Source organism: Amycolatopsis sp. FBCC-B4732 (genome assembly GCF_023008405.1).
In the GTDB taxonomy this organism is placed as follows: Bacteria; Actinomycetota; Actinomycetes; order Mycobacteriales; family Pseudonocardiaceae; genus Amycolatopsis; species Amycolatopsis pretoriensis_A.
Map to the genome: position 1 here is coordinate 8670104 of NZ_CP095376.1, position 25287 is coordinate 8695390.

Below are 25287 nucleotides of genomic sequence, written 5' to 3' on the forward strand. Positions count from 1 at the left end.
AAAGGAAGCACGTCATGCGCACGAAGATCGCGCGGCCGCTCGCCGCGCTGGTCCTGGCCGCGGCGACCGTCGCCGCGGTGCACAGTCCCGCCGCCGCCGACACCACCACGACGCTCAGCTTCTCCGCGCACCAGGACGACGACCTCCTGTTCATGAACCCGGACATCGCTTCCGACGTCGAAGCCGGGTACAACGTGTGGGTCACCTACCTCACCGCGGGCGAAATCCCGTGTGAGAGCCACGATCCGTGTGGCATGGACTACGCCGACAACCGGGTGCAGGGCGAGCACGCCGCCTACGCCGAGACGGCCGGGGTGCCCAACTCCTGGACGTACGAGGAAATGTGGTTCGGCGGCCACCCGGTCGCCGTCGACCACCTCGACGGCACGAACGTGCACCTCGTGTTCACCTACATCCACGCGGCCGCCGGGCCCGAGGACAACTGCGGTGACCTGTACCGGATGCTGCACGACGACTCCTACGTCGCCGAGCCGATCGACTACCGGCCGGCGTACACGAAGGACTCCTTCGTCGGCATGCTGCGGTCGATCATCGACTACGTCCAGCCCGACTACCTGCGCACGCAGAGCACCATCGGGCACCGCGAAAAGCGCGGGGACGGCGTGGCCGACAACGTCGACCACGTCGCCGGGGCGATCCTCGCGGCCGACGCGGACGTCGACGGCGCCGGCAACACCTGGATCCGCCGGGACGAGTACCAGGGGTACGTCATCACCGACTACGCGGACAACGTCGGCGGGTACTGGCGGGACCGCAAGCAGTCGATCTGGAACGCCTACAAGCCGTTCGACTACCAGATCAGCCCGTGGTCGTGGGACAACGTGATGGGCAAGCAGTACCGGCCGGAGGGCCGGATCTTCTGGCCGGGGATCCCCTGGGTGCCGCCGGGCGACTTCAACGGCTGCTAGTGCCCAGGCCGGTCGTGAGTGTGAAACAGGGTGCTAACCCTGTTTCACACTCACGACCGGTTCGGCGCGGGGCTCGCCGGCTTCCCGGGCGCCGTAGCGGGCGAACAGGGCCTGCGCCTCGGCGTGGGTGGCGTCGGATTCCGCCCGCCTGCCCAGCGCCCGCTGGGCGGTCGCGAGGTCACGCAGGTTGCGCGCCCGCCACAGCGGGAGGGAAAGCGCGTCGCACCAGGTGAGGGCGAGTTCGAGGTGCCGCCGGGCGGAGTCCGGTTCGCCGCGGACGAGGTCGAGCTCGCCGAGGGTCCGGAGCATCAGCGCCTGGCCGAAGCCGTCCTGCATCTCGCGGCACGTCGCCAGCGCGTCCTCGAGTTCGGCGTGCAGCTCGCCGGTGTCCCGCCTGCCCTGTCTGATGTGGACTTTCACCAGCGCCTGGGTGGCGTAGGCGATCATCAGCCGGTCGCCGACGTCCCGCAGCAGGGCCAATCCCCGCGCGCACGCCAGTTCGGCCTCGACGAGCCGGCCGGCCGCGCGGTGCACGATGCCGGTGGAGCGCAGGACGAGCGCGACGCCGTGGTCGTCCGGCAGCGACCGGTACCGCTCGAGGGCGAGCTCCAGCTCGAGCAGCGCTTCGGGCAGCCGGCCGAGCTCGGTCAGCACCATGCCGCGGCCGTGGTGCCCCCTGGCCTCCGCACGCGGGTCGCCGAGCTCGTTCAGCACGGGGAGCGCTTCCCCGAGCAGCTCCAGCGCTTCGGGGAGCCGGGCCTGCTCGCGCCGGACACTGCTCAGCATCAGCCGTGTGACCGCCTTGCCGCGGACGTCGTCGACGTCGGCGTACGCCTGGAGGGCCTGCGCGTAGTAGTCGGCGGCTTCGTCGAGCCGGTCCTGTTCGCTGCGCAGCCAGCCGAGCCCGGCCAGCAGCAGGCCCTGGCCGGAGAGGTCACCCGCCTGCCGGGCCGCTTCGAGCGCCGCCGTGTGCGTCCGCCACCAGTGGTGGAAGTGGTTCTCCACGGCGAAGGAGGACGAACACAACGCGGTCGCCAGCCGCACGGCCGCGTCGGCCAGCCCGAGTTCGCTGGCGCGCTCGACGATGTGCACGAGTGCCGCCTGTTCGGCGTCGAACCAGGCGAGCGGTTCGCCGAGGGTGTCGGTGCCGACCAGCTCGGGGGTCGCCGCCGGGCTCGGCGCCGCGGGGCGCAGCGCGCGCACCGGCGTGCCGCCCGACGCCCACTCGACCAGCCGGTACCACTCGTCGGCGGCCCGCCGGACCGCGAGCCGCAACTGCTCGGCGTCCTCCTCCGCTTCCGCGCGTTCCCAGCCGAACACCCGGATGAGGTCGTGCAGGCGGTACCGGGTGACGGCCGAGCCGTCGTTGCTGACCACGTCCAGCAGCTGCGCGCGGACAAGACCTTCGACGATGTCTTCGGCGTCGTCCGGCGGCACCGACAGCAGCACGCTCACCAGCCAGGCACCGAAGTCGGGGACGCCCAGCCAGCCGAGCCGGCGCAGCGCGGACCGTTCCGGGTCGTCGAGCCCGCGGTAGGAGAGGGCGAGGCTGCCGCGGACTTCGAGGTCCCCGATCGCCAGCTCGTTCAGGAACTTCCGCTGTTCGCGCAGCCTCGGCACCAGCCGCGACGGCCGCCAGTCCGGCCGCGCGGCGAGGCGGGCGCCGATGATGCGCACGGCCAGCGGCAGGTTGCCGCAGAGGTGCACGAGCGTGCGGGCCGCGTCGGGCTCGGCGGCGATCCGGGTGCCGCCGACGATCCGGGTGAGCAGGGCGAGCCCGGTCTCGTCGTCGAGGACCCGCAGGTCGATGTGCTCGGTCGAGTCCAGCGCGGCCAGCCGCACCCGGCTGGTGAGCACGCACAGGCAGCCGTCCCCGCTGGGCAGCAGCGGCCGCACCTGGCGCTCGTCCGCGGCGTCGTCGAGCACGACGAGCAGCCGCTTCGACGCCGAAAGGACCCGGTACAGCTCGACGCGTTCGTCGAGGCCCACCGGGAGTTCCCCGTCGGGGACGCCCAAGGCGCGCAGGAACCGGCCGAGCACCTCGACCGGATCCACCGGCGACTGCTGGGCGCCGCGCAGAGCGACGTAGAGCTGGCCGTCGGGGAACCGGGCCCGCAGCAGGTGGCTCACGTGCACGGCCAGCGAACTCTTGCCGGAGCCGGGTTTCCCGGAGATCGCCACCCGGCGCGCGGACGGCTTGGTGAGCGTCGCCGTCTCGGTGCGCCGGCCGGTGAAGTCGGTGATGTCCGGGGGAAGCAGGCACGGGCCGCCGGGCGCTTCCGGTTCCTCGTCGGCCTTCGGCACCGCCGGTGCACCCGCCTCCGGCGCGCCCGCGTCGCCGCGCAAGATCCGCTGGTGCAGCGCCCGCAGCTCCGGCCCGGGTTCGACGCCGAGCTCCTCGACGAGCAGTTCGCGGCCGGTCTGGTAGCACCGCAGGGCGTCGGCCTGCCGCCCGGTCGTCCACAACGCGGTCATCAGCTGGCCGCGCAGGCGCTCACGGAGGGGGTGCTCCGCGACCAGCGCCGTGAGTTCGCTGACCAGCCCCGCGCCGCGGCCCAGCGCGAACGCGCAGTCGACGCGCTTCTCCAGCACGTCCAGCCGCTGGTCCGCCAGCCGCGCGGCTTCCGCGGCGGCGAACCGGGACTTGAGGCCGCCGAGGGCCGGGCCCTGCCACTGGCCGAGCGCCTGGTCGTAGCGCTGTTCGGCGGTTTCGTGGTCGCCCGCGCCGGCGGCGGCATCGCCTTCGGCGGCCAGGCGGGCGAACTCCAGCAGGTCGACGGTGCAGCCGGTCAGCTCGATCCGGTAGCCGCTCTGCTCGGTGAGGATCGCGCCCGGGGCGCCGTCGGGCTGCTGGAACGCCCGCCGCAGCGTCGAAACGTAGGTGTGCAGCAACGCGGACGCGCTGTCCGGCGGCGTCTCGTCCCAGATGATCGAGATCAGCCGGTCGGCGTGCAGCACCCGGCCTTCCGCCAGCAGCAGCGCCGCGAGCAGCGTGCGGGGCTTCGGCCCGCCCAGCGGGACATCGGCCCCGGTTCGCCGCGCGGTCACCGCCCCCAACAGCTGAAACCGCATCGAGATCCCCCCAGTCCCGTGAGATCACACGTTCAGGTGACCTCGCTTCGGACCCTAGTCACGCCTGATCACGTGCGGAGGGGAAAACACTCGAACGGCCGAAGCCGCCCGGTTCAGCAGTAGCCGAGCTGCGCCAGCGTGTCCACGATGATCTCGGACGGGTGGTACTTGTCCATCCAGGACTCGCCGCGGCGGTTCTGGTACGTGTCGAGGAAGTTCTGCAGCTTGTCGCCGCGCATCTCGGTCAGCACGACCGTTTCGCCCAGGTGCTGCGGGGTTTCCGTGCGCTCGCGGTGCACCGCGCAGGGGAGGCCGAGGTAGTAGCACTCCGCCGACAGGCCACCCGAGTCGGTGACGACGTATTCCGCGCGCGCGACCAGCGGAAGGAACTTCAGGTAGCGCATCTTCGGCTGGACGATGAACTGGTCGTCGAAGATGTTCCCGATGCCCAGCGCGCGGATCTTCTCGCGCTCCGGCGCACCGGCCATGTACAGGATCGGCATCTTGCGGCTCTGCTCGCGCAGGATCTCCAGCGCCTCGCGGTACTTGTCCGGGCGCGAGACCAGTTCGAAGCGGTGCAGCGTCGCCAGGCCGAACTTCTCCGGCAGGTTCGGCACGTCCAGCGGTTGGTTGATGGCCAGGCGCATCGCGTCGATCGCCGTGTTCGCTTCGGTGTTGACGACGACGCCGCGGGCGTGCCGCAGGTTGTTGACCTCGCGGATGCTCGGCGCGAAGTGCATGTCGACGATCTTCGCCGCGATCTTGCGGTTCAGCTCCTCCGGCAGCGGCGAGAGGATGCTGCCCGACCGCGCGCCCGCCTCGACGTGCCCGACGCGGGACTTGAGGATGCGCTTCCCGATCAGCGAGCCGTACGGCGTGGTGAACGTGTCGCCGTGCACCAGCACCAGCGGGGGACGGCCGTCCTCGTTCAGCGCGGCGCGCAGCTCGTGGCGGCGGCTCCACGCGGTGCGCAGCACCTGCGCGGCCCAGCCCGGCACCTGCGCCGGCGACTCGAGGTTGTGGGCCTTGTCCTCCGGCACCAGCCAGACGTCGGGCGCCGGCATGTCCAGGTCGGCCAGTACGTCCGCGACCTCGTCGACGTGCTGGGCGGTGAACCAGATCTTCGGCCGCATCCCGCGCTCGCGGATCCCGTGGTAGACGGGCGCGATCTTGATCAGTTCCGCGGTGGTGCCGAGAATGAAGGAAATCACCAGAGGAGCCCATTTCCGGTCGGGTGCGGTGGCGTAAGGATACTGGCCGACCCCCCGCGGGGGCCGCCGGGTAGCCTCGGCACGGTGAGTGCGAACCCGCTCCTCCCCTCGCTCAGCGTCGTGATCCCGGTCTACAACGAGCAGGACTGGATCGAACGCAGTGTCGGCGCGCTGCTCGCTTCGGCGTCGGCCGCGAGCTGGCCGATCGAGGTCGTCGTGGTCGACGACGGCAGCACCGACGCCACCCCGTCCCGGCTCGACGACCTGCGTGAACGCCACGGCATCACGGTGCTCAGCCAGGCCAACGGCGGCCGGTTCGAGGCCAGGAGCGCGGGCATCGCCAAGTCCTCCGGCGAGTGGATCGCGCTGCTCGACAGCCGCGTCATCGTCGACGAGCACACCCTCACGTTCCTGCGCGACCAGCTCGTGGACCACCCCGAGCGCGCGGTCTGGAACGGCCACATCAACGTCGCTTCCGAGCACAACCCGTACGCCGGTTTCATGGCCGGGCTGGTGAAGGTGCCGTGGCGCAAGTACTGCGCGAACCCGCGGCTGATGTCGTACGGCATCGAGGAGTTCGACGTCTACCCGAAGGGCACGACCTTCTTCTGCGCCCGCCGCGGTCTCCTCGAAGGCTCGGTGACGGCGTTCGCGTCGCTGTTCGACGACATCCGCTTCGCCAGCGACGACACCCGCATGCTGCGGTGGATCGCCGAGCGCGAGCAGATCTGGCTCGCCCCCGAGCTGTCCGCGACCTACAACGGGCGCGACTCCTTCAAGAAGTTCACGCAGCAGGCGTACTTCCGCGGCACGACGTACGTGGACTCCTACATCGCTTCGCCGGGCCCGGCCCGCAATGCCCTCTTCGGCGCGCTCGCGGCCGGGGTCATCGGCCTGGCCTTCGCCGCGAAGAAGCCGAAGACGACGCTGGCCGCCGGCGTGCTCGGCGCGGTCGCGGCCGGCGAGGTCGTCAAGAAGTGCGGTGCGACCGGCCCCGAGGCCCGCGCGGTCACCAAGCTGCTGCCGGTGTTCGCCGGCGGTTTCGGCGCGGGTGTCCTGCGTGGACTGGCCATGGCCGTGCGGACCAAGCTCCGCCGCCGATGAGCGCCGAGGTGGAAACCCCGGCCGCCGCCCGCAGCGGGCGCACGACGGCGGGCAGCCTCGGCGGCTCGCTGATCGTGTCGATCGGCCTCGGCTACGTCCTCACGGTCGCCTGCCAGCGCCTGTTGTCCCCGCAGGATTACGCGGTCTTCGTCACCTTCTGGGGCCTGGTGATGGGCCTCGGCAGCACGCTCTCGCCGCTGGAGCAGGAGCTCTCTCGCCAGTCCGCGGTGGCCGCGTTGACCGGGGGCAGGGCGGGGCGCCCCGCCCTGCGCGCGGTCGCCGTCGGCATGCTGGTCGCGGCCGCTTTTTCGCTCGCCCTGCTGATCCCGCCGGTCAACGAAAAGCTCTTCGGCGGCGACTGGTCGCTGGCCCTGATCGTGCTGTGCGGCGGCGTCGCGTTCGCCTGCCAGTTCGGCACCCGCGGGCTGCTGATCGGCCAGCACAAGGTCAAGGCGTTCTCGCTGCTCGTGGTGGCCGAGCCGGCCATCCGCGCGCTCGTCCTGGGCGTGCTGTTCGTCTCCGTCGCCTACAACGTCGTCTCGCTGGCGATCGCGGTCGCGGCCGGCTCCTTCGCGTGGCTGCTGTTCGCGCGCCCGGCCCGGCAGCTGCTCGACCCGCACGTCGAGGGCGACGGCTGGGGCGTCACCGGCCGCCGGATGGGCATGCTGCTGGTCGGGGCCGCGCTGACGGCCGCGGTCATCACCGGCTACCCGGCGCTGGTCGGCCTGCTGGCCCCGGGCGGCGACCGCGACCGCGTCGGCGCCCTGTTCGCCGCGCTGGTCATCGCCCGGCTGCCGCTGACCCTGATCGGGCCGGTGCAGTCGCTGGCCGTGCCGTTCGTCGTCCGGCTCTCGGTCACCGAGGAAGGCCGCCACAAGCTCCGCCGCGTGCTCGCCCTCGGCGCCGCCGCGTCGCTGGTGCTGGCCGCGCTCGGCGCGCTGGTCGGGCTGTGGCTCGGGCCGTGGGCCGTCCGGTTCGTCAGCGGGCCGAAGTACGACATCGACGGCTGGTCGGTCGCCGGGCTCGTCTGGTCGTCGGTGCTGCTGGTGCCGATGCAGCTGCTCACGGCCGTGCTCGTGGCCCGCACCCAGGCCCGGCTGGTGCTGGTCACCTGGGCGATCGTCACCGGCACGGCGTCCCTGCTGCTGGTGCTGCTGCCCGGCGAAACCGTGTTCCGCGCGGTCGTCGCGCTGGCCGCCGCGCCGACGCTGGGCCTGGCCGTGGTGCTCGCGTTCGTTCTCCGGAAAGCACCGGAATCGGTTTCGGGGACAACCCCGGGCACCGGTGGAACGTCTTCGTAGCGGCCCAGTAAGGTGCGTTGCGAACCCGCCGGTGGGGACGGGAAACGGCGTGAAACGCCGGTAAGGTTTGGACTGCGAATTCGATGAACGTGCTACTCGTTTTGCTCGCGTTCTGGTTGCCGGGTCTGGTGTTCGGTGCCGCGATCCGGCTGCGCGGCTGGACGCTGGCCGCGGCAGCGCCGATGCTGACCTTCGGCCTCGTCGCCCTCGGCATCCCGGTGCTCGGCCGGTTCGGCATCCGCTGGTCGATGCCGAACGTCGCGCTGTGGACGCTGGTGCTCTCGGCCGTCGGGTTCGCGCTGGCCTTCGCGGTGACGCGGTCCACGCGCCGCCGTCACCCGGACTGGACCGAGCCGGAGCGGCCCGAGCGCAGCCTTCGCGACCACCTGCTGATCGGCCTCGGCGTCCTCGCCGGCCTCGGCATCGGCACCGTCACGTTCCTGCGCGGCATCCGCGACGTCGGCAACGTCCAGCAGGGCTGGGACGCGCCGTTCCACGCGAACCTGGTCCGCTGGATCGCCGAGCACGGCGACGCCCGGCCGTCGACCGTCGGCACGATCGCGAACCTGCCGAACGAAACGCACTACTTCTACCCGGACACCTACCACGCGCTGCTCGCCCTGGTCTTCGGCAAGGGCGGCCTGACGATCATGCCGACGCTGAACCTGGCGGCGCTCGCGGTCGTGCTGACCGTGCCGCTCGGCGTCGCGGCGATGTGCCACGCCTGGCGGATGCCCCCGATCGGGGTGGCCGCGGCGGCCGCGGTGTCGGCCTGCTTCACGGTCTTCCCGTACGACTCGCTGTGGCGCGGCCCGCTGTGGCCGTTCGTCGCCGGCGTCGCGCTCATCCCGGCCATGCTCGCGGTCGCCCGGCACCTGCTGGAGCCCCGCGCGATCGCCGGCCCGGTCGCCATCGGTGTCGGCGTCGCCGGGCTCGCCGGCCTGCACACCAGCGTCGTGTTCGTCGTCATCGTCTACTTCCTGCTGATCCTCGCCGCGGTGGTGTTCCGCTTCGAGGCGATCACCTGGCGCCGGTCGCTGCCGTCGCTGCTCGCGACCGTGGTGCTGGCCGCCGCGCTGGGCATCCCGGTGGTGCTCCCGTCGCTGTACAACGCCGGCGGCGTGACCAGCGCGTACTGGGCGAACGAAGCGACCGTGAGCGGCGCGGTCGGCGAGACGATCACGTTCTCGCCGATGGCCGCGTTCCCGCAGTGGTGGATCGGCGTCCCCGCGATCATCGGCGTCTTCCTGCTGGTCAAGCACCGCCGGATGCTGTGGATGGTCGGCGCGTACGTCGTGCTCGGCGGGTTGTTCGCCGCGACCGTCTCCCTCGAGACCGACCTGGTGCACACGCTGAGCAGCCCGTTCTACAACGACAACTGGCGCGTCGCGGCCCTCGTGCCGCTGGCCGGCTGCGTCGCGTTCGGCGAGTTCGTGCACACCGCGTCCGGCTGGTTCGCCGAAAAGGTGGCCCCGCGCCTGCCGAACCTCAAGCCGGCCACGCTCACCCTGGTCGGCGTCGTGGTGCTCGCGCTGGTCGTCGGCGGCCTGAGCCGCGGCGGCTACATCGGCCGCAACGCCGCCCGCCTGCAGCTCAACTACAGCGGCGGCCCGACGGTCAGCAAGGACGAAGAGGCCGCGTTCACCTGGCTCGCGCAGCACACCGCGCCGGGCGAGCGCGTGCTGAACGACAAGGCCGACGGGTCCGTCTGGATGTACGCGCTGGCCGGCGTGATGCCGACGCAGTGGAACTTCTACGGCGCCGAGTTCGACACCGACGCGGGCTACCTGAGCGTCTTCGCCAACGACGTCGAGAAGTACCCGAAGGTGCGCGAGCTGCTCACCGAACTGAAGGTCCGCTACGCCTTCGTCGGGGCGGGCAAGGTGACCCCGGCGACGCAGAACGACGTCGGTCTCCAGCACCTCGACAGCAGCCCCGGCTTCAAGCTGGTCTACCGCAACGCGGGCGCGAAGATCTACGAGATCGAGGGCCAGCAGGGCGTTGTCACGGCCGGTGCCGCGCCTGGGTCCGGCACCGGTAACGGGCAGTGAAAGGCTAAAGTGATCGCGTGTCCACCACCTCCGTGACCAGCCGCCGGGTGCTGATCGTGATGCCCGCGCTCAACGAATCGGCGAGCGTCGCTTCGGTCATCGCGCAGGTCAAGCGCGCTCTGCCGGACGGCGATCTGCTGGTCGTGGACGACGGCTCGGCGGACGACACCGCCAAGCTGGCGCGCGCGGCCGGGGCCGAAGTGGCCCGGCTCGCGGTGAACCTCGGGGTCGGCGGCGCGATGCGCACCGGCTTCCGGTACGCCGCCGCCCGCGGCTACGACGTCGTCGTGCAGGTGGACGCGGACGGCCAGCACGACCCGGACGAGCTCGACGCGCTGTTGCGCGGCCTGGACGACGCGGACATCGTGATCGGCTCCCGGTTCGCCGGCAAGGGCGCCTACAAGGCCAGCGGGCCGCGCAAGTACGCGATGGTCGTGCTGTCGCTGGTGTTCTCCCGCCTGGCGAAGACCAAGCTCACCGACGTCACGTCGGGGTTCAAGGCGATGGGCCCGAAAGCGATCCGGCTGTTCGCCGGCTACTACCCGGCGGAGTACCTGGGCGACACGGTGGAGTCGCTGGTCATGGCCATCCGGGCCAAGCTGACCATCAAGGAGATCCCGGTCGTCATGCGCGAGCGCGCGGGCGGCACACCCAGCCACTCGCCCGTCAAGTCGGCCGTCTACCTGGGCCGCGCCGGCCTCGCGCTGCTGCTGGCGCTGGTCCGACGCCGCCCGGCCGTCGACTCCTCAGACTCGGCATAAGGAGCTACCGAAGATGGTCGGTTGGCGCATCCTCAGCATCGTCATCGCATGCCTGGTGCTCTTCGTCGTCATCGAGATGATGCGGCGGCGCAAGCTGCGCGAAAAGTACGCGGGTGTGTGGCTGATCGTCTCCATCGGCGTCGTGGTCCTGGCCGTGGTCCCGTCGGCCGCGGATTTCCTGGCCAAGCTGACCGGGGTGGAAACCCCGTCGAACTTCGTCTTCCTCCTGGCCGGCGTCGTGCTGGCGCTCGTGTCGCTGCACCTGTCCACCGAGGTCGGGCACCTCGAGGAAGAGGTCCGCACGTCGGTCGAGGAGATCGCGCTGCTGCGCTGCGAGCTCGAAGACACCCGGCGCGACCTGGAGCGGCGGATCGCCGGGCTGGAGACCCGCGTGTCGGCGCCCGACGACGTCAAAGGGCTCCCGGAGGTCGAGCGCGTCAGCAAGTGACGCGCTGATCGAAGCCCTGCTCGCCGCGCCCGCCCGGCTGGGCGGGGTCCGCGTGCTCGCGATCGACGGGCCGTCGGGTGCCGGGAAGTCCACACTGGCCGCCCGGGTCGTCGAAGGCCTGCGCGCCCGCGGGTGCCGCACCGAGCTGGTCAGCACCGACGCCTTCGCCACCTGGGACGACCCGGTTTCGTGGTGGCCGCGGCTCGTCGACGGCGTCCTGCGTCCCCTGGCCGAAGGCGTTCCGGGCGCTTATCGGTGCACCGACTGGTCTTCCGGCGTTCCCCGCCCGGGTGAGCTCGTCCGGGTGAGCGTGCCGGACGTGCTGGTGCTGGAAGGCGTCTCGAGCGGCCGGGCTTCGGCAAGAACCCTGCTTTCGCACCTCTGCTGGCTCTCCGGCGGCCCGGAAGCCGTGCGGCTGGCCAAAGCCGTCGGACGGGACGGGGAGGCCGCACGGGCCGAATTGGGGCGCTGGCAACGGTTCGAGCGTGGCTGGTTCGCCGTCGACGGCACCCCCGCGGCGGCCGGAACCCGACTTTCGTAGGGAACGAATCGGTCACCCAGCGTGACCAGAGGACCCGGATCGATCCAGCCCGGCATCACGACCGGACCAACATAGGTACCGCCATCTGAGTTAGTGATCCGGCACCGGGTGCATCCGTAACGCACAAACGGTCACATTCTGTCGTGATTTACGGACACATTGCGGTCAAATCGACGTCCACGTAGCGCGATCGTAACCTCACGTGCTTAAGTGCGAGCCGAGTTCCCGCTAGTGTCGGCGAACACACGATCGTCCGTCGAGTTCCTGACCGACCGGACGGTGACTTTGAACCCGAAACATCTCCCAAGGGGTGCCAGATGCAGCAATTGCGGCTGACCCGAACACGCCGCGTGGCCCTGATCGGGCTCGCCGGCGCGCTCGCGGTTTCGCTGTCCGCCTGTGCGGAATCCAAGCGTGAAGAAGGCGCCGGGGGTGGTACCGGGGGCACGATGATCTTCGGTGCGGCCGGCAACCCGAAGCTGTTCGACCCCGCGTTCAACGACGAGGGCGAGACCTTCCGCATCACGCGGCAGATCTTCGACACGCTGATCCAGAACAAGCCGGGCACGGCCGACCTCGAACCCTCGCTCGCCGAGAAGTGGGAGTCGAGCAACGAGGGCAAGACCTGGACGTTCTCCTTGAAGACGGGCGTCAAGTTCTCCGACGGCACCGCGATGGACGCGACGGCGGTCTGCGCGAACTTCGACCGCTGGTTCAACATGAAGGGCGCCGCCGCCCAGAGCCAGATGATCTACTACGGCGACGTCTTCGAGGGCTTCGCCAAGAACGAGGGCGACGCGGCAGGCGACCCGGTCTACAAGAGCTGCGAGGCGAAGGACCCGGCGACCGCGGTCCTCAACCTGAACAAGGCCAAGGGCGCGTTCCCGGCGGCGTTCACGCTCCCGTCGTTCGCGATCCAGAGCCCGACGGCGATCAAGCAGTACAACGGCGACACGGTCACCCAGAGCGGCGACTCGTTCACCTACAGCGAGTACGCGAACAAGCACCCGGTCGGCACCGGCCCGTTCAAGTTCGACAGCTGGGACCAGGGCAAGGGTGAGATCACCCTGGTGCGCAACGACAGCAGCCCGTCCCCGGCGAAGCTCGACAAGCTGATCTTCAAGGTCATCCCGGACGAGAACGCCCGCAAGCAGGCGCTCAAGGCCGGCGACATCAACGGCTACGACTACCCGAACCCGGCGGACTACGGCCTGCTGCGCAACGACGGCGAGCAGGTCCTCATCCGCCCGTCGTTCAACGTGCTGTACCTGGGCATCAACCAGTCCGGCCCGAACGCGGCGAAGCTGAAGGACCCGCGGGTCCGCCAGGCGCTGGCCTACGGCATCAACCGCGAGCAGTTCGTGAAGAGCAAGCTGGCCGAGGGTTCCGAGGTCGCGAGCGAGTTCGTCCCGAAGGTCATCTCGGGCTACACCGACGACGTCACCAAGTACCCGTACGACCAGCAGAAGGCCAAGGACCTGCTGAAGGCGGCGGGCGCCGAGGGCATGACGCTGAAGTTCTACTACCCGACCGAGGTCAGCCGCCCGTACATGCCGAACCCGGCGGACACGTTCACGGCGATCTCCGAGGACCTGAAGAAGATCGGCATCACCATCGAGGCCCACGCCGAGCCGTGGAACGGTGGCTACAAGGACGACGTCCAGAAATTCGGCAAGCAGGACCTGCACCTGCTCGGCTGGACCGGTGACTACAACGACGCCGGCAACTTCGTCGGCACGTTCTTCGGCCGCGAGAAGAAGGAGTTCGGGTTCAACAACCCCGAGCTGTTCTCGGCCCTCGCCGCCGCGGACGCTTCGCCCGCCGGCGACGCGCACGCCAAGGCGTACCAGGAAGTGAACAAGAAGATCATGGACTTCCTCCCGGCGGTCCCGATCGCGTACCCGACGCCGGCCATCGTCGTCGGCCCGAAGGTCAAGGGTCTGGTGGCGAGCCCGCTCACCGATGAGCGCTTCAACACCGTGACCGTGAGCTGACAAACGGATTTCAGCCAAAGGCAAGGGGTGGGTGCTACCGCGCCCACCCCTTGCGCCTGATCCCGGGCTGGCGACAAAGGACTGCACGTGCTCCGTTTTCTCGTGCGTCGGCTGCTACAAGCGATCCCGACGCTCCTCATCCTGTCCATCCTGGTCTTCGCGTGGTTGCGTTCCCTGCCCGGCGGTCCCGCAGCCGCGCTGCTGGGTGACAAGGCAACGCCCGAGAAGATCGCCGACCTCAACCACGTACTCGGGCTCGATCAGCCGATCATCCTGCAGTACTTCGGGTTCCTCGGCCGAGCCTTCACCGGCGACTTCGGCAACTCCCTGGTCTCGACCCAGCCCGTCATGGGCGAGATCACCACGTTCCTGCCGGCGACCATCGAACTCGGCTTCACGGCCATGCTCATCGCGTGCGTCGTCGGCATCCCGGCCGGTTACCTGTCGGCGCGCTACCGCGGCGGGCCGGTCGACAACGGTGTCATCCTGCTCAGCCTGATCGGCGTCGCGGTGCCGGTGTTCTTCCTCGGCTACATGATGCAGGACCTGCTGGCCTCGCCGCTGGGCCTGCCGTCGCAGGGCAGGCAGACGACCGGGCTCGACGCCACGGCCATCACGAACTTCGCCATCCTCGACGGCATCATGACGAGCGAGTGGGACGCCGTCTGGGACGCGATCCGGCACCTGATCCTCCCCGCGTTCGCGCTGGCCACGATCCCGCTCGCGGTGATCACCCGGATCACCCGCGCGTCCGTGCTCGAGGTGCTCAACGAAGACTTCATCCGCACGGCCAACTCGAAGGGCCTCACGCAGCAGGTGGTCCGCCGCCGGCACGTGCTGCGCAACGGCCTGCTCCCGGTGGTCACCACCATCGGCCTGCAGACCGGCGCGCTGCTCGGCGGCGCGGTGCTGACCGAGCGGGTGTTCAACTTCCGCGGCCTCGGGTTCCTGCTGGCCGAAGGCATCGAGCGGCGTGACTACCCGCGGCTGCAGGCGCTGCTGCTGTTCGGGGCCGTGGTCTACGTCCTGGTGAACATGCTGGTCGACATCTCGTACGGGATCATCGACCCGAGGGTGCGTGTGCGATGAACACTCTGCTCAACAAGAAGAAGGAACCGATCGACAAGCTCGCCGCGGCGAGCGGGCGCAGCATCGGCGGCGAAGCGTTCCGGCGCATGCTGCGCAGCCCGGTCGCGATCACCGGTGGCGTCATCACCGGCCTGTTCTTCCTCCTGGCGATCTTCGCGCCGCTGCTCGCACCCAAGGACCCGCTCGACCGGTCGATGCAGGACCAGGTGCAGCTCGGCCGGGGCATCATCCCCGGCTCGATGCCCGGGTACCCGCTCGGCGTCGACGACTTCGGCCGCGACTTCCTGTCCCGGCTGATCGTCGGTGCCCAGCAGACGCTGATCGTCGGCGTGCTCGCCACGCTGATCGGCGTGCTGCTCGGCGTCATCATCGGCGGTCTCGCGGGCGCGTTCGGCGGCTGGGTCGACACCGTCCTCATGCGACTGGTCGACGTCATGCTGTCGTTCCCGTCGCTGCTGCTGGCCATCTCGATCGCGGCGCTGTTCTCGAAGCCGAGCCAGTGGACGGTCATCCTCGCCGTGTCGATGGTCGGTGTGCCGATCTTCGCGCGGCTGCTGCGCGGTTCCATGCTGGCCCAGCGCGACGCCGATCACGTGCTGGCGGCGACGTCGCTGGGTGTGAAGCGCGGGACGATCGTGTTCCGGCACATGCTGCCGAACTCGCTCGGCCCGGTCATCGTGCAGGCGACGCTGACGCTGGCGACCGCCATCCTCGAGGCCGCGGCGCTGTCGTTCCTCGGTCTGGGCGACCCGGACCCGTCGCGGGCGGAGTGGGGGCTGATGCTCGGCAAGGCCGCGCGCCAGTTCCTCGACATCCGCCCCGAGCTCGCGTACTACCCGGCCATCGCGATCATCATCGTCGCGCTCGGGTTCACGCTGCTCGGCGAGTCCCTCCGCGAAGCCCTCGACCCGAAGAACAGGCGGTGAAAACCCATGGCACTCCTTGAAGTCCGCGACCTCACGGTCGATTTCGTCCGGCGCGGCGAGAAGCCGTTCACCGCGGTGAACGGGGTCAGCTTCGACGTCGAACCCGGCCAGACGGTCGGCCTGGTCGGCGAGTCCGGCTGCGGCAAGTCGGTGACGTCGCTGGCGATCATGCGGCTGCTGGCCCGGCGCGGCAACAAGGTCAGCGGCTCGGTGCGCTTCGAAGGCACCGACCTGCTCACGTTGTCCGACCGGGAAATGCGCGACCGCCGCGGCCGCGACCTCGGCATGGTGTTCCAGGACCCGCTGTCCTCGCTGAACCCGGTCATCCCGATCGGGCTGCAGATCACCGAGGTGCTGGAGCGCCACCGCGGGATGTCGCGCAAGGCGGCGTCCGTCGAAGCGGTGGACCTGCTCGACAAGGTCGGCATCCCCGACCCGTCGCGGCGGCTTTCCGAGTACCCGCACCAGCTTTCCGGCGGGATGCGGCAGCGCGCGCTGATCGCGATCGCGCTGGCGTGCCGGCCGCGGCTGCTCATCGCCGACGAGCCGACCACGGCCCTGGACGTCACCATCCAGGCGCAGATCCTGGCGCTGCTGCGGGAACTGGTGCAGGACACCGGTACCGCGCTGATCATGATCACGCACGACCTCGGCGTCGTCGCCGGGCTGTGCGACGAGGTCAACGTGCTCTACGGCGGCAAGATCGTCGAGCGCGCGCAGCGGCACCAGCTGTTCGCCGAACCGCGGCACCCGTACACGCACGGCCTGCTCGCCTCGATCCCGCGCCTCGACGCGGGCCGCGGCGAGAAGCTGGTCCCCATCCGGGGTTCGGTGGCCGACAACATCCCGTGGGACAACGGGTGCGCGTTCGCGCCGCGTTGCCCCAACGCGGTGCCCGCGTGCCGCGAGGTCCAGCCGCAGCTGGTCCCCGACCGCGGCGGGCTGCTGCGCTGTCACAACCCCGTGCGGCCGCCGGTCGCGGCGGGAGGAGGAACCCGATGACCCGTCCTGCTGGTGACGTGCTGCTCGAGGTCACCGACCTCAAGGTGCACTTCCCGATCAAGCGCGGCATCGTGATCGACCGGACGGTCGGGCACGTCTACGCGGTCGACGGCGTCGACCTGGCCATCCGCCGCGGCGAGACCTATGGCCTGGTGGGCGAATCCGGGTGCGGCAAGTCCACGCTGGGCCGCGCGATCCTCCGGCTCAACGAGCCGACCAACGGCCAGGTCGTCTTCGACGGCACCGACGTCGCGGCCCTGAAGGGTGAGGAACTGCGGAAGGCCCGGCGCCGGATGCAGATGATCTTCCAGGACCCGCTGTCCAGTTTGGACCCCCGCCAGTCGGTGGAATCCATTCTGCTGGAAGGGATGCACGCGCACGGGCTCGACCAGGACAAAGAATCAACACAGCGGCGACTCCGATCGCTCCTGGCTTCGGTAGGACTGCCGGAGACGGCGCTGCGGAAGTACCCGCACGAGTTCTCGGGCGGGCAGCGCCAGCGCATCGGCATCGCGCGGGCGCTGGCCGTGGAGCCGGACCTGATCGTCGCCGACGAGCCGGTGTCCGCATTGGACGTTTCGGTGCAGGCCCAGGTGGTGAACCTGCTGGAGGACCTGCAGGACCAGCTCGGGCTGACCTACCTGGTGATCGCGCACGACCTCGCGGTGGTGCGGCACATCTCCGACCGCATCGGCGTGATGTACCTGGGCGCGCTGGTCGAGGAGACCGACGCGGACTCGCTGTACCAGGACCCGCTGCACCCGTACACGCGGGCGCTGCTGTCGGCCATCCCGGTGCCGGACCCGCAGGTCGAGGACACCCGCGAGCAGATCCTGCTCGCCGGTGACCTGCCCTCGCCGGCCAACCCGCCGACGGGCTGCCGGTTCCACACGCGCTGCCCGTGGCGGCAGGCGAGCCTGTGCGACACCGACCGCCCGCAGCTGCGCGAAATCGGCGCCGGGCACCGGGTGGCGTGCCACTACGCGGAGGACATCCGCGACGGGCGCATCCAGCCGCACGAGGTGAAGCCGGAACTGGTGGAGCTCACCGGGGCGCTGAACCCCGACCTGGGCCCGCCGGACGTCGGCACGGCCGCCGAAATCCTCTGAGCGGAGCTTTCACGTGAAAGTGACCCGGAGGTACCCCCTCCACGTCACTTTCACGTGAAAGTGCGCGTCAGGGCTTGAGGTCCAGCGCGGCGCTCATCGTGCCGTCCATGTAGAACGGCGTCGAGTCGTGGACGTGGGCGATCCGCCACTCGCCGTTCTCGCGGCGGAAGCCCGTCGTCGAGCGGAACCAGAGCTCGAACTTCCGGGGCATGCCCTTCGGCGTCGTCGACAGCCGGTTGAGCGAGTGGCTGTAGGCGACGTCGCCCCCGACGACGACTTCGAGGTCGCGGACCTCGTACTCGATCGGGCCGTCGAAGCTCGCGAACCACGCCTTGCGCGACTCGACGTCTTCGCCGTGGTGCGCGAGCGGCGGGGCCAGCGTGTACGCGAGGAGCCCGGGCACGCACTGCGCGGCGAGCGCTTCGGCGTCACGTTCGGTCATCGCCTCGGCGCGGGCGGCCACGAGTTCGCGAATCAGCTTGTCGTCGTGCTCGGTCATGCCATCCTCCTGGAGTGGTGGTGCCTTGCCTGTCGTAGGGACGTAGGCGCCGCCGCGCGGATTTCGACATCCAGCGGGAGGCGTTCGTGAAGTACGTGGTGCTGATCTACGGCAACCCCGAGTCCCGCGCGGCGTGGGCGGGCATGAGCGACGAGCAGCGCGCGGCCGGTCTCGCGCACTACCAGCAGCTCAACGACGACCTCGACGCGTCCGGCGAGCGCGTCGTGTCCGAGCGCCTGGCCTACCCGGAGCTGACGAAGCAGGTCCGCGCCGGCGAAGGCGGCGTCCTGACGACGGACGGCCCGTTCGCCGAGGCCAAGGAGTTCCTCGCCGGCTTCTACCTGCTGGACTGCGAGAGCCTCGAACGCGCGACCGAAATCGCCGGCCGCGTCCCGGAGGCGTCGTTCGGGGTGGTCGAGGTGCGGCCGGTGATGGGGCTCCGGTGATCCCCGACCTCCTGCGCTCGCTGACCCCGCAGGTCGTCACGGCGCTGGTCCGCCGCTACGGCGACTTCGACGCGTGCGAGGACGCGGTCCAGGAGGCGCTGCTGGCGGCGTCTCAGCAGTGGCCGTCGGCGATGCCGGACAACCCGAAGGGCTGGCTGATCACGACGGCGTCCCGCCGCCGCATCGAGCAGCTGCGCAGCGAGACGGCCCGGCAGCGCCGTGAAGCGGCGGTGGCGCTGGCCGAGCCACCGGACCCGGCGCCGGTCGCGGTCGACGACACGTTGACGTTGCTGCTGCTGTGCTGCCACCCGTCACTCTCACGGCCGTCGCAGGTGGCGCTGACGCTGCGCGCGGTCGGCGGCCTGACGACGGCGGAGATCGCGCGGGCGTTCCTGGTCCCGGAGGCCACGATCGGCCAGCGCATCAGCCGCGCGAAGCGCTCCCTGCGCGGCGAGCGGTTCGTCGCTTCGGGCTCGCCGGACCGGGTGCTGGAGGTGCTGTACCTGATCTTCACGGAGGGCCACACAGCCAGCTCCGGCGACGCGGTGAACCGGGTCGAGCTGACCACGGAGGCGATCCGGCTGACCCGGCAGCTGCGCGCGTCGCTGCCGGAGGACGGCGAGGTGACGGGCCTGCTGGCGTTGATGCTCCTGACGGACGCCCGCCGCCCGGCGCGCGTGTCGCCGTCGGGGGAGCTGGTGCCGCTGGCCTCGCAGGACCGGTCGCTGTGGAACCGCGAGTTCATCGCGGAGGGGACCGCCCTGATCACGGGCGCGCTGTCGTCGTCGCCGGTCGGCCCGTACCAGCTCCAGGCGGCGATCGCGGCGGTGCACGACGAGGCGGCGTCGACGGAGACGACGGACTGGGCCCAGATCCTGACGCTGTACGACTTGCTGCGCGTGGTGGCGCCGGGCCCGATGGTGACGGTGAACCGCGTGGTGGCACTGGCGCAGGTGGCGGGTCCCGAGGCAGGGCTGGCGGAGCTGGCGGCGGCGGCATCGGACCCGGCGTTGGCGGCGCACCACCGGGTCGACGCGGTACGGGCGCACTTGCTGGAGCTGTCGGGGGACGTGGCCGGGGCTCGGCAGGCGTACCTGGCGGCGGCCGAACGGACGTTGAGCGTGCCGGAGCAGGGCTACCTGCGGTCCCGGGCGGCCGCACTGGCCGAGGCCTGAGCCTGTCCTCCCCAGGATGTCATGAACGAGTCGTTCACCTCGCCGGACGCGATGAAAGGGTCGTTCATGACGTTCTCGCGGCACCCGGCCGGCCCGCGGGGAGGTTGCGACTTCGTTGGTGCGCCGCAGGCAGTGCCCGCCCGCGGTGCTCGCTCGGCACCGCAGCGCCCGCCCTCGCCGCAGGCAGTGCCCGCCCGCGGTGCCCGCTCGGCACCGCAGCGCCCGCCCCCGCCGGGGTGCCCGCCTGCGGTGCCCGCCCGCCCTCCCCGACCCGGGATGTCATGAACGAGTCGTTCACCTCGCCGGACGCGATGAAAGGGTCGTTCATGACGTTCCCGCGGCACCGGCCGGCCCGCGCGGAGGTTGCGACTTCGCTGGTGCGCCGCAGGCGGTGCCCACTCGGCGGTGCCCACTCGGCGGTGCCCGCTCCGCGGTGCCCGCTCCGCCGTGCCCACTGCAGCGCCCGCCCTCCCCAGGGGGCCATCCCCGTTCCAGCCTATCGCCGCACCCCGACAAAACCCGGCCGCTCCCCGAGTTGTCCACATGGGGGTGAACCCTGTGGACAACCCTGTGGACCGGCGAACCACCCCCATCTGCGGGAGGATCACCCCATGCAGGTCACCGTGCTGGGCGCGACCGGGCGAACCGGCTTCCACGTAGTCCGCCTGCTCGCCGCGCGCGGTCACGCCGTGAAAGCCGGCCTCCGCAGCCGGAAGCGGGCCGAGGTGCTTCGCGGGATCGAGAACGTCAAACCCGTGCTCGCCGACGTCACCGCCGATCCGGCCGATCTCGTCGAGGTCCTCAGGGACTCCGACGTCGTCATCACCACGATCGGGGCCCCCGATCCGGAACCCGAATCGGTGAACCTCGTCGACCGGGACGGGGCCATCACCGCCGTCCGGGCCGCCGAGGAAGCGGGGGTGGCTCGCTTCGTGCAGCTCTCCGCGCAGTTCGCCGACTCACCCGATCAGGGCGATCGGCTCGTCCGGTCGATCCTGCTCGCCAAGCAGATCTCCGACAGCGTCCTGCAGAAGTCGGCGCTGACCTGGACGATCGTCCGGCCCGGGACGCTCTCCGACGGGCCCGCGACCGGGCGGGTCAAGGCGGCCGGGCACCTCGAACCGGGGCGCATCACCAGGCAGGACGTCGCCGCCGTGCTCGTCGGGACGCTGGCCGAGCCGCTCACCGAAAACCGCGGGTTCGACGTCGTTTCCGGGGAATTCCCGGTCGCGCCGGCCCTCGCCGCGCTCGACTGACCCCCGACCTGAGTAGGACCCCCGGCAATACCTGAGTAGGCCGCCCCGAGCGCCCCGCCCCCGGTACCCTTCGGAAAGCAGATTCCGGAGTACCAGGGGGTACGAGCAGTGCACATCGACCAATGGCTGGAGGCGATCCCGCCGCTCTCGGTGTACCTGATCGTCGGCGCGGTGATCATGATCGAGAGCCTCGGCATCCCGCTCCCCGGCGAGATCGTGCTGGTCAGCGCGGCCTTGCTGGCCTCGCAGCACGACACCCTGAGCCCGGTTTGGATCGCGGTGCTGGCCAGTGCCGGCGCCATCATCGGCGACAGCATCGGGTATTTCATCGGGAAGACCGGTGGCCAGCGCCTGTTCGCCTGGGCCGGGCGGAAATTCCCGAAGCACTTCGGCCCGACGCACCTGGCCAACGCCGAACGCATTTTCGACAAACGCGGTGTGTGGGCCGTCTTCCTCGGCCGCTTCATCGCGTTCCTGCGCATCCTCGCCGGCCCGCTCGCCGGGTCGCTGCGCATGCACTACCCGAAGTTCCTGCTGGCGAACGCGGCCGGCGGCATCGTCTGGGCCGGCGGCACCACCGTGCTCGTCTACTACCTCGGCGTCGTGGCCGAACAGTGGCTCGGCCGGTTCTCGAAGTTCGGCCTGGTGGCCGCGGTCGTCATCGGCATCGTCGTCTTCTTCGTCATGAAGAAGCGCCTCGGCCGCACCCACGAGGGTGAAGAAGAGACCCCGAAGCAGGAAGAGACGGCGGCCTAGACCGCCACCAGCTCCGGCTGGGGCTTGCGCGTGAACCGCAGCGAACCCAGCAGCACGCCGGCGATGACGACGGCGGCCGCCCCGATCTCCAGCCCGGTCGGCCGCTCGCCGAGGAAGGCGAACGACGCCGACAGCCCGACCACCGGCACCAGCAGCGAAAACGGCGACACGACGCCGGCCGGGTTGCGCCGCATCAGCGTCGTCCACAGGCCGGAGCCGACGACGGTGCCGATCAGCACGACGTAGGTCAGGCCGCCGAGCGCGGTCAGCCCGGTCGGGGTGCCGAGCGTCGTCAGCGACCGCCACTGCGCGGCCGGGCCTTCCATGACCAGCGAGAGCGCGAACATCGGCAGCGGCGGCACGACCGACATCCACAGCGTGAAGTGCAGCGGGTTGTCCGGCTCGGCCCGGCGCGTGCTCAGGTTGCCGAACGCCCAGCTCAGCGCGCCCAGCAGGGTCAGCACCATCGGCAGCAGGGCGGCGTGCCCGGACTGCTGCCACGCGATCGCGACCATCCCGGCGACCGCCAGCCCGATGCCGGCCAGCTGGTGCGGCGTGACGCGTTCGCGAAGGAAGACGGCGCCGAGCAGCACCGTGAACGGCGCCGACGCCTGCAGCACCAGCGACGCGAGCCCGGTCGGCATCCCGGTGTCCATCGCGATGAACAGGAACGCGAACTGCCCGGTGCCGAAGCCGAGGCCGTAGCCGAGCAGGTACCGCACCTTCACCTTCGGCCACGGCACGAACAGGATCGTCGGCACGGCGATGACGGCGAACCGCAGCGCCCCCGCGAACACCGGCGGGAACTGGCCGAGCGTGGCGTGGATGGCGAGGAAGTTGAGTCCCCAGAGGACGGCGACGAGCACGGCGAGCAGGCGGTCACGAGCGGGCATGCCACCACTGTGACCACGTCGACCGTGAAGGACCAGCGAGAATATCTGCAGGGACTTTGTAGCTGAGCTTCACGAAAAACACGCTGACCTGCACCGCTCTCCGGCGCGGTCGTCCGTCCGCCGCCGACGCCGCTGACGCGGTGTTGACCACGCCGCCCGGCTCCGGTCACGATCTCCGCCGTCGTCGACTGGGGGAGAAACCGATGATGCGAGGAGTCCTGCCGCTGACCGGGTTCGCGGCGCTGACCGCGGCGCTCGACGTCTTCGCCGGCAACCAGCTGGAGCAGCTCCGCCCGGCCACCGTCGCCGCGGTGTCGTTCGGCATCGCCGCGGTGGTCTTCCTGGTGCTCGCGCTGCTGCGGGACGGCGCCGCCACGACGTTCCGCCCGGTCCGGGAGCTGCGCGGAGACGTCGCGATGATCAACGTGACGACCGCCGTCACTTGGCTGTCGATGCTGTTCGCGCTGCGCTACCTCGAACCGGCGGTGGTCAACGTCGTCGGCATCGCGCTCGGCCCGGTGCTGACCCTGATCCTGAACCCCGTGCTGCGCCGGGGTTTTCCGGCCCTGCGCGCGGAGGCGTGGGTCGCGGCCGGGATCGGTGTGCTGATCGGGCTGCTCGTCTGGGGCTCGTTCACCGGCCGCGGCGCGCTCGACCGGACGGCGGGCGAGACGCTCACCGGCGTGGTGCTGGTGCTCCTCACCGGCGTCGGCTCGGTGGCGAACGTGCTCTATTCGAAGCGGCTGAGCGACGCTTCGCTGCCGCCGCGGCGGGTGCTCGCCCTGCGGTTCTTCCTGATCCTGGCCGTGACGTGGGTGCTGGTCGCGGTCGACGACGCACCGGGCGTCCTCGCGGCGCTCGTACCGTCGGCGTCGATCGCGGTGTTCGGGGTCGCGCTGCCGCTGTACCTGCTGCAGGTCGGCATCAAGCGGACCGAGCCGATCACGGCGTCGATCCTGCTGACCCTTTCGCCGCTCTTCGCGTACCTGATGCAGCTCGCCGACCACCGCCTCACGCCGTCCGTGCTCACGTTCGGCTGCGTCGCCGGGATCGTCGCGCTGGTCGGCGCCGGGACGGTCGCCCGGCTGCGGCACGACCGTGAAGCCGCGCCCGCTGAATGCCTGCGGACTTTGTAGCACCGCTTCACATATGCTGGCGCCGTGGACCTGGGACGACTGCGCACGCTGCGGGAGTTCGCCGACCGCGGGAGCGTGACGGCGGCCGCGCGGGCGCTGCACTGCACGCCGTCGGCCGTCTCGCAGCAGCTGCGCGCGTTGCAGGGCGAGGTCGGGCTGCCGCTCACCGAGCCGGCCGGGCGGGGCCTGCGGCTGACCGACGCGGGGCGGGCGCTGGTCGCCCGCGCCGACGAGGTGCTGGCCGCGCTCGAGCGCGCGGAGTCCGAATTGGACACTTACCGCAGCGCGCCGCGCGGGCGGGTGCGCGTCGCGATCTTCCAGTCGGCCGGGCTGATGCTGCTGCCCGGCCTGCTGACCCGCGTCGCCGCGTACGAGGGGCTGGAGGTCGACGTCCGCGACGTCGACATGACGCCGCCGGAGGTGCCCGGCCTGGTCGCGGACTACGACGTCGTCGTGGCGCACCGGGACGAGCACGCGCCGGAGTTCGATTCGGACCGCCTCGACGTCGTGCCGCTGCTGCGCGAGCCGCTCGACGTGGCGCTGCCGGCCGGGCACCGCCTGGCGAGCCGGCGGCGCGTCGACCTGGCGGAGCTGGCCGACGAACGCTGGATCGGCGTCGACCACGGGTTCCCGGTGGACGACGTGCTGCGCTCGCTGACCGTCCGCACCGGCGTGCGGCCGGTCGTCGTCCAGCGGATCAACGACTTCCGGATCACCGAACGGCTGGTGGCGGCCGGCCACGGCATCGCGCTGGTGCCGCGCTACACGATCGACACGCGGCGGGGCAGCGGCCTGGTCAGCCGGCCGCTGGCCGGCATCCGCGCGGCGCGGCTGGTGGAGGCGGTGTGCCGCACGGGCGCGCTGCAGCGCCCGGCGGTGGCCAAGGTGATCGAGGAACTGGCCGCGGAGGTCGCCCAGCTCACCGGCTCGTGAGTGGTCAGGGCGGTTCTAGCCGCCCTGGCCACTCACGACCTGGTGGCCGCGCAGGTAGGCGAGTGCGATGCTCAGTGCGTCCTCCAGTGCCGTGAGGTCGTGCCGGATGTGCGCCAGCAGCAGTCCACCTTGGACGGACGTCATCGCCGCCTGCGCGAGCCGGGCCGGGTCGGCGTCGGGCGCGAGCTCTCCCTTGTCCCGCAACGTGGTCAGCCCGCGCACGAGGTGGGACTCCCACTGCCGGTAGGCCTGGTCGACCAGCGGCGCGAGCTTCGGGTTGTCGCCGACTTCGCCGGCGAGGTTGCCGAGCGGGCAGGCGACCGGCGTGCCCGCTCGGCGGTGGACGTCCAGCAGCTGCTCGGTCCACGACTCGAGGTCGGCCCACGAGCTCAGCGTGAAGATCGCCGGCTGGTTGGCGAGGATCTGCTCGACGTACCGGTCGATCACGGCCTCGACCAGCTGTTCCTTGTTCTTGAAGTAGTGGTACATCTGCGATTTCCCGGCCCCGCTCGCGGCGAGCACCTTGTCGACGCTCGTGCCCGCGACGCCGTCGACGTACATCAGGGCCGCCGCCGCGTCGACGATCGCTTCCCGCGTCCGCTTGCCGCGCGGGGTCGAGGCCGCTGCTTGCGTCTCCATGTACCGAATAGTACAG

The 25287-nt window shown here is 70.8% G+C and carries 23 protein-coding genes; 18 read left to right on the forward strand and 5 right to left on the reverse strand.

Translation table 11 applies throughout. The annotated features are described in order from the left end of the window. Window positions 1-14: 14 nt before the first annotated feature. The gene (locus MUY14_RS39165) at window positions 15-929 is read left to right on the forward strand and encodes a PIG-L family deacetylase (RefSeq protein WP_247017153.1); all 915 of its coding nucleotides are present in this window, start codon (window positions 15-17) and stop codon (window positions 927-929) included. 33 nt (window positions 930-962) lie between these two features. On the opposite strand, the gene MUY14_RS39170 is transcribed toward MUY14_RS39165, so the two are convergent. Then, window positions 963-4001: an AfsR/SARP family transcriptional regulator gene (locus MUY14_RS39170; protein WP_247017155.1), complete on the reverse strand. Its 3039-nt coding sequence runs from the start codon at window positions 3999-4001 to the stop codon at window positions 963-965. Between the two features lie 113 nt (window positions 4002-4114). Then, complete coding sequence (locus MUY14_RS39175) at window positions 4115-5212, reverse strand: UDP-N-acetylglucosamine 2-epimerase (RefSeq protein WP_247017157.1); 1098 nt, start codon at window positions 5210-5212, stop codon at window positions 4115-4117. An 84-nt stretch (window positions 5213-5296) separates the two neighbouring features. Here MUY14_RS39175 and MUY14_RS39180 point away from each other — a divergent pair, with 84 nt between their 5' ends. The 11 genes from MUY14_RS39180 (at window position 5297) to MUY14_RS39230 (ending at window position 17538) form a co-directional block, all read left to right on the forward strand. Next, entirely contained in the window at window positions 5297-6316 is a 1020-nt protein-coding gene (locus MUY14_RS39180; RefSeq protein WP_247017159.1) for a glycosyltransferase family A protein, read from the forward strand. After that, entirely contained in the window at window positions 6313-7617 is a 1305-nt protein-coding gene (locus MUY14_RS39185) for a lipopolysaccharide biosynthesis protein (protein WP_247017161.1), read from the forward strand. Before MUY14_RS39180 ends, MUY14_RS39185 begins: the two co-directional genes overlap by 4 nt. Before the next feature lie 83 nt (window positions 7618-7700). After that, window positions 7701-9668 carry a DUF6541 family protein gene (locus MUY14_RS39190; protein ID WP_247017163.1) on the forward strand — a complete coding sequence of 656 codons (1968 nt, stop codon included), beginning with the start codon at window positions 7701-7703 and terminating at the stop codon, window positions 9666-9668. Between the two features lie 59 nt (window positions 9669-9727). After that, the gene (locus tag MUY14_RS39195) at window positions 9728-10429 is read left to right on the forward strand and encodes a glycosyltransferase family 2 protein (protein ID WP_247025462.1); all 702 of its coding nucleotides are present in this window, start codon (window positions 9728-9730) and stop codon (window positions 10427-10429) included. 13 nt (window positions 10430-10442) lie between these two features. Next, entirely contained in the window at window positions 10443-10877 is a 435-nt protein-coding gene (locus MUY14_RS39200) for a DUF2304 domain-containing protein (RefSeq protein WP_247017165.1), read from the forward strand. Between the two features lie 52 nt (window positions 10878-10929). Beyond that, complete coding sequence (locus MUY14_RS39205) at window positions 10930-11418, forward strand: uridine kinase (RefSeq protein WP_247017167.1); 489 nt, start codon at window positions 10930-10932, stop codon at window positions 11416-11418. Between the two features lie 317 nt (window positions 11419-11735). Then, window positions 11736-13412: an ABC transporter substrate-binding protein gene (locus MUY14_RS39210; protein WP_247017170.1), complete on the forward strand. Its 1677-nt coding sequence runs from the start codon at window positions 11736-11738 to the stop codon at window positions 13410-13412. Between the two features lie 87 nt (window positions 13413-13499). Continuing rightward, window positions 13500-14501 (forward strand): ABC transporter permease, encoded by a 1002-nt coding sequence (locus tag MUY14_RS39215; RefSeq protein ID WP_247017172.1) that lies wholly within the window; start codon window positions 13500-13502, stop codon window positions 14499-14501. After that, a complete protein-coding gene (locus MUY14_RS39220; protein ID WP_247017174.1) occupies window positions 14498-15427 on the forward strand; it encodes an ABC transporter permease in 930 nt (309 codons plus the stop codon). The genes MUY14_RS39215 and MUY14_RS39220 overlap by 4 nt, the downstream gene beginning before the upstream one ends. A 6-nt stretch (window positions 15428-15433) precedes the next feature. After that, window positions 15434-16429, forward strand: a complete 996-nt coding sequence (locus MUY14_RS39225) for an ABC transporter ATP-binding protein (protein ID WP_247017176.1) — start codon at window positions 15434-15436, stop codon at window positions 16427-16429. After that, the gene (locus MUY14_RS39230; RefSeq protein WP_247017178.1) at window positions 16426-17538 is read left to right on the forward strand and encodes an ABC transporter ATP-binding protein; all 1113 of its coding nucleotides are present in this window, start codon (window positions 16426-16428) and stop codon (window positions 17536-17538) included. The genes MUY14_RS39225 and MUY14_RS39230 overlap by 4 nt, the downstream gene beginning before the upstream one ends. Before the next feature lie 67 nt (window positions 17539-17605). Here the strand turns inward: MUY14_RS39230 and MUY14_RS39235 are convergent, their stop codons facing one another. Beyond that, window positions 17606-18037 (reverse strand): nuclear transport factor 2 family protein, encoded by a 432-nt coding sequence (locus MUY14_RS39235; protein WP_247017180.1) that lies wholly within the window; start codon window positions 18035-18037, stop codon window positions 17606-17608. Between the two features lie 86 nt (window positions 18038-18123). Between MUY14_RS39235 and MUY14_RS39240 the strand changes: the two genes are divergently transcribed. From MUY14_RS39240 to MUY14_RS39255, 4 genes are all read left to right on the forward strand, one after another. Continuing rightward, window positions 18124-18483 carry a YciI family protein gene (locus MUY14_RS39240; protein ID WP_247017182.1) on the forward strand — a complete coding sequence of 120 codons (360 nt, stop codon included), beginning with the start codon at window positions 18124-18126 and terminating at the stop codon, window positions 18481-18483. Beyond that, a complete protein-coding gene (locus tag MUY14_RS39245; protein WP_247017184.1) occupies window positions 18480-19658 on the forward strand; it encodes an RNA polymerase sigma factor in 1179 nt (392 codons plus the stop codon). Before MUY14_RS39240 ends, MUY14_RS39245 begins: the two co-directional genes overlap by 4 nt. Before the next feature lie 611 nt (window positions 19659-20269). After that, window positions 20270-20914, forward strand: coding sequence for an SDR family oxidoreductase (locus MUY14_RS39250; protein WP_247017186.1), 645 nt, complete (start codon window positions 20270-20272; stop codon window positions 20912-20914). A gap of 108 nt (window positions 20915-21022) precedes the next feature. Next, on the forward strand, window positions 21023-21670 hold the full coding sequence (locus MUY14_RS39255) for a DedA family protein (RefSeq protein ID WP_247017188.1): 648 nt from the start codon (window positions 21023-21025) through the stop codon (window positions 21668-21670). Here MUY14_RS39255 and MUY14_RS39260 read toward each other — a convergent pair. Further along, window positions 21667-22563, reverse strand: coding sequence for an EamA family transporter (locus tag MUY14_RS39260; RefSeq protein ID WP_247017190.1), 897 nt, complete (start codon window positions 22561-22563; stop codon window positions 21667-21669). The two genes, MUY14_RS39255 and MUY14_RS39260, sit on opposite strands and share 4 nt — an antisense overlap. Window positions 22564-22766: 203 nt before the next feature. On the opposite strand from MUY14_RS39260, the gene MUY14_RS39265 reads away from it, so the two are divergent. Both MUY14_RS39265 and MUY14_RS39270 read left to right on the forward strand, forming a co-directional pair. Beyond that, complete coding sequence (locus MUY14_RS39265; protein ID WP_247017192.1) at window positions 22767-23699, forward strand: EamA family transporter; 933 nt, start codon at window positions 22767-22769, stop codon at window positions 23697-23699. Between the two features lie 24 nt (window positions 23700-23723). Further along, on the forward strand, window positions 23724-24632 hold the full coding sequence (locus MUY14_RS39270) for a LysR family transcriptional regulator (protein WP_247017194.1): 909 nt from the start codon (window positions 23724-23726) through the stop codon (window positions 24630-24632). Between the two features lie 15 nt (window positions 24633-24647). On the opposite strand, the gene MUY14_RS39275 is transcribed toward MUY14_RS39270, so the two are convergent. Then, window positions 24648-25271 (reverse strand): TetR/AcrR family transcriptional regulator, encoded by a 624-nt coding sequence (locus MUY14_RS39275; protein ID WP_247017196.1) that lies wholly within the window; start codon window positions 25269-25271, stop codon window positions 24648-24650. Between the last annotated feature and the right edge of the window lie 16 nt (window positions 25272-25287).